At 47.2% G+C, this 4,282-nt stretch carries 6 protein-coding genes; all 6 read left to right on the top strand.

From position 1 onward, the window contains the following. A partial coding sequence (locus J7K79_RS06380) for an RIP metalloprotease (RefSeq protein ID WP_296906503.1) occupies nt 1-760 on the top strand: 760 nt, incomplete at its 5' end. After that, entirely contained in the window at nt 757-1,788 is a 1,032-nt protein-coding gene (gene ispG / locus J7K79_RS06375; RefSeq protein WP_296906500.1) for a flavodoxin-dependent (E)-4-hydroxy-3-methylbut-2-enyl-diphosphate synthase, read from the top strand. The genes J7K79_RS06380 and ispG, both read left to right, overlap by 4 nt. Further along, nucleotides 1,789-2,394 (top strand): CBS domain-containing protein, encoded by a 606-nt coding sequence (locus tag J7K79_RS06370; protein WP_296906497.1) that lies wholly within the window; start codon nt 1,789-1,791, stop codon nt 2,392-2,394. It begins immediately after the preceding gene. A 2-nt stretch (nt 2,395-2,396) separates the two neighbouring features. Next, the gene (locus J7K79_RS06365; protein WP_296906495.1) at nt 2,397-3,107 is read left to right on the top strand and encodes an undecaprenyl-diphosphate phosphatase; all 711 of its coding nucleotides are present in this window, start codon (nt 2,397-2,399) and stop codon (nt 3,105-3,107) included. 5 nt (nt 3,108-3,112) lie between these two features. After that, nucleotides 3,113-3,742 (top strand): MBL fold metallo-hydrolase, encoded by a 630-nt coding sequence (locus tag J7K79_RS06360; protein WP_296906493.1) that lies wholly within the window; start codon nt 3,113-3,115, stop codon nt 3,740-3,742. Then, the coding region (locus tag J7K79_RS06355; RefSeq protein WP_296906489.1) for a glycogen/starch synthase at nt 3,739-4,282 on the top strand (544 nt) is incomplete at its 3' end. The genes J7K79_RS06360 and J7K79_RS06355, both read left to right, overlap by 4 nt.

Raw genomic sequence — 4,282 nt, 5'->3', positions numbered from 1 at the left:
GTTCAACGAAGTACCAAAGCGATACATGATCGGTATTTCCTTTGCGGGTCTTGCGCCCGTTTTCAAAGAGGATTCTTCCGTTTTTCGAAAAGGAGACAGGATTGTTGAGGTCGAGGGTCAGAAAATAGACGGCTGGCAGGATCTGATAATACTCTATCAAAGGTTGACCCTTGGAGAGGAAGCTTTGATGTTGAGCGTTCAAGGAGACAGTATGGAGTGGTGGAGGGGACTTTCGGGTACGGTAAGGGTGACAGTGAAGAGAGCGGAAAGGTTGATCGAAGCACGTCTCGACTCCAATTCTTTGAAGGCGATCCTGGAAACTCCGAACATTTTGGAAACTGAAGTGCCGCGTTACAAACCTGAAAACTTCATGGAGACCGTGAGCCTTTCAGTGAAGACATGTAACTACGTACTCTGGGCGACAGCCTCTTCCCTGAAAAACTTCTTCCGAAACGTTCAAACGGGCCAGATAGTCGGTGTGGTGGGACTGGCGGGAGTGATCAGTCAAGCATCGAAGAGTGGAATGGAGGCCGTTCTCACGGTTGTGGCTATCATAACGATCAGCTTGGGTGTTCTGAATCTCCTTCCGCTCCCTGCACTCGATGGCGGTAGAATCGTCTTTTCACTTGTGGAGATGGCGACCAGAAAGAGATTGGATCCGCGGGTCGAGAACATCATACACTTTCTTGGATTCATACTACTTATGCTTCTCTTCCTTTACATCACGTTTCTCGATATAGGAAGGTTGATGGGAATATGAAAAGGGCCGTTAGAGTTGGAAGGGTAACGATAGGTGGAGGCGCTCCGATAAGCGTGCAGTCGATGACCACAACGAAGACATCCAATGTGGAATGCACAGTATCTCAGATAAAACAACTTGAGGAAGCAGGATGCGAGATCGTGCGTGTAGCTGTTCAAGATGAAGAGGACGCAAGGGCAATTGGAAAGATAAAAGAGCGGGTGTCTATTCCCGTAGTGGCGGACATACAGTTTGACTACAGGCTCGCGATCCTTTCCGTGGAGAACGGTGCGGATAAAATAAGAATAAATCCGGGGAACATGAACAAGGAACGTTTGAAGGATGTGGTCAGGGTAGCAAAAGAGCATGGTGTACCCATCCGTGTTGGAGCAAACGTTGGGTCTTTGAAACAGAGAACATCGGAGAGATGGAGGGATCTGGCAGAATCTGCCCTTGAAGAGGTGAGGATTCTCGAAAGGGAAGGATTCTACGATATTGTTGTGTCTGTGAAGAGTTCGAACGTTTTAGAGACAATAAGGGCAAACGAGTACATCGCCGAGAGAGTGGATTACCCTATACACCTCGGCGTGACGGAAGCAGGCGTTGCGGAAACTGCCGTTGTAAAATCATCCATTGCCATTGGATATCTGCTGCTGAAGAGAATCGGTGACACGATAAGGGTATCAATGGCCGGGGATCCTGTTCGAGAAGTGATCGTTGGAAAGAAGATCCTGATATCCCTTGGTTTAAGAGAAGGCCTGGAGGTAATAGCATGTCCCACCTGCGGAAGAGCTGAGATAGACGTTGAGGAACTGGCTCGGAAGGTTGAAAACACTCTCTTTCACATCAACAGGAGTTTGAAAGTGGCGGTCTTGGGGTGTATCGTGAACGGCATCGGAGAGGGAAAAGATGCTGATCTGGGTGTGGCAGGTCTAAAGGACGGAGTGGTTATATTCGTGAAAGGAGAAATAAAGGAGAGAGTTCCAAAGAGAAAAGTCATCGATCGCCTGAAGTTCTACATAGACCAACTCCTGAAGGAGGTGGAGTGAATGAACATCAAAAAGTGGATCACACACGACTTTCCTGTCGTTGAAGAGATGGCAAGCGTTGGCGAGTGTCTTCACAGGATGAGGCAGTACCAGACGAGCGAGTGCGTAGTCAAAGACAGTGAAGGGCATCTCAAGGGTGTTGTGAACAAGGAGGAACTGATAGATCTGGAGATGGATTCTCCTATTTCCGTTAAGATCTCTCTTCCGGAGTTCTTCATCCATGAAAATGACAGTATCACTCATGCTCTTCTTTTGTTTTTAGAACATCAGGAGCCTTATCTTCCTGTAGTCGACGAAGATCTCAAAGTTGTGGGGGCAGTGAGTCTTCATGATTTCCTTGAAGCGTTGATGGAAACGCTCGCCATGGACGTGCCCGGAATCCGCTTTTCTGTGATTCTAGAGGACAAACCTGGTGAGCTGAAAAAGGTTGTGGATGCGCTCTTCAATAGTAAGATAAACATCCTATCGATCCTTACTGCCAGGGAAGTCGATGGTAGAAGAGAGGTCTTTGTGAAGGTCGACACGGAAGATGAAAAACTACTCCGTGAACTTCTAAAAGTGGTGGGAGTAGAAATAGAAAGTATGGAGAGGGAAGAGGGATTCTAAAGATGGAGATGCTCCTTGGAATCGTACAGGGACTGACTGAATTCCTGCCTGTTTCGAGTTCAGGACATCTGGTTCTCTTTTCTCACCTTCTTAAGCTGGATCTCAACGCTTATCAAACAGCAATTTTACACCTTGGAACACTGGCTGCCGTCGTTGTTTTCGCTCTGGATGGTATAAGAAGAAGTTTGAAGAGCTGGAGAATAGTACTTAACCTGGTGATCTCCACAATACCAGCCGGTGTCTCTGGCATACTTCTCGAAAATCGTGTCGATGAAACCTTCTCCTCGCCTGGTATTCTTCCGTTTTTCTTTTTGTTCACGGCAGTGATACTTCTGTTCACCAGATCGGTTTCCGGTGAAAAGAGAATGGAGGAGATGACCATCCTGGACGCCACGCTGGTGGGTCTGGCACAGGTGCTGGCTCTGTTTCCTGGTATTTCAAGAAGTGGTACCACCATAGCAACGCTCCTTTTTTTGAAGTACAGAAAAGAAGACGCTCTCCAGTACTCTTTTCTGATGTCTATACCGGTTGTCCTGGGAGCAGGAATCCTGGGAATGGAAAAGGGAACAGCTTCACTGACGGCGCCTCTTTTTGCTTTTTTCTCTGGACTTTCAGCACTCTACGTACTTTCAAAGGCTGTCAAGTCCGGTAAGATGTGGCAGTTTGCCTACTACTGTCTCTTCGTAGCGATTGTGAGCTATCTTGTGGGGTGATACGAGTGAAGATAGAGATTCTCCTTACTGGTGGTAGCGTTTTTGTGCCAGAGAGGGTGAACGCTCACTTCTCCACTGTCGTCTACTTGGAACACGGCCATAGAAGGATACTGATAGACCCAGGGAATCTTCCTTCGATAGACGAGCTGGAGAAGAAATTTCTAGAAATCGGTGTGTCACCCGAGGATATCACCGACGTTTTTTTCACTCATGTACATCTGGATCACATCTTCAACTCTATTTTTTTCGAAAGTGCAACTTTCTACGTGCATGAAAGCTACGCAACGAAAGATTACCGATCTTTTGGTCCCATCCTTGGAAAACTCTATTCACGAGTGATATCCTCTTGGAAGAGAGTTGTTTTGTTGAAAGGAGACGAGACTTTTATGGATGGAAAGATGAAAGTTTACCATACCCCCTGGCATGCCAGGGAGCACCTCTCGTTCCTGCTCGACACAGAAAACGAAGGAAAGGTTCTTGTGACGGGGGATGTGGTACCTAACAGGCTTAGCTACTATGATATAATCAAAGGGTACAAAGAAGGTCACGTGAAGGAGTTTCTCCACACCGTAGGAGACGTTGACCTTTTAGTGTTTCCACACGACGCTCCACTGAAACCGGAGGTGAAAAAATGAGAGTGATCTTTGTTTCATACGAGGTCTTTCCATTTGCGAAGGTGGGAGGTCTAGCAGATGTCGCCGGGACTCTCCCAAAGTATCTGGAAAAACAGGGAATAGAGGTTTTCATAGTGATGCCGAAACACAAGATGGTTGAAAAGAACGCAGAAAAGTTCGGCTACGATCTTGGAAAGGTGGCCAGTGATGTTCCTGTATCTTATGTGAAAACGGACGAAAGATTCGACATATACGAGTCTACACTTCCAGGAAGTAGCGTGAAAGCGTATTTTGTGGCGAACGAGTACTACTTTTCGGCCGACGATGTTTACGGTGGTCCCGACCTCGGAGAGCAGTCGATATTTTTCTCTGCAGCCACACTGAACTTGGTAAAACACCTCGATCTCAAGCCCGATGTGGTTCATGTGAACGATTGGCAGACGGCGCTCATTCCCGTTTATCTGAAAACTCTCTACAGGGACGACCCGTATTTCTCCAGGACCGCAACCGTCTTTACCATACACAACCTTGGTTATCAAGGTGTGTTCGATCCGAAGTACC

The sequence above is a fragment of the Thermotoga sp. genome, assembly GCF_021162145.1.
GTDB lineage: Bacteria > Thermotogota > Thermotogae > Thermotogales > Thermotogaceae > Thermotoga.
Note: the sequence above shows the minus strand (reverse complement) of the source record. Positions and strands in the feature narration are given on the sequence as shown.

Coding starts and splice junctions, on each gene's coding strand:
- ispG (WP_296906500.1), top strand. CDS start 757: ATGAAAAGGGCCGTTAGAGTTGGAAGGGTAACGATAGGTGGAGGCGCT.
- J7K79_RS06370 (WP_296906497.1), top strand. CDS start 1,789: ATGAACATCAAAAAGTGGATCACACACGACTTTCCTGTCGTTGAAGAG.
- J7K79_RS06365 (WP_296906495.1), top strand. CDS start 2,397: ATGGAGATGCTCCTTGGAATCGTACAGGGACTGACTGAATTCCTGCCT.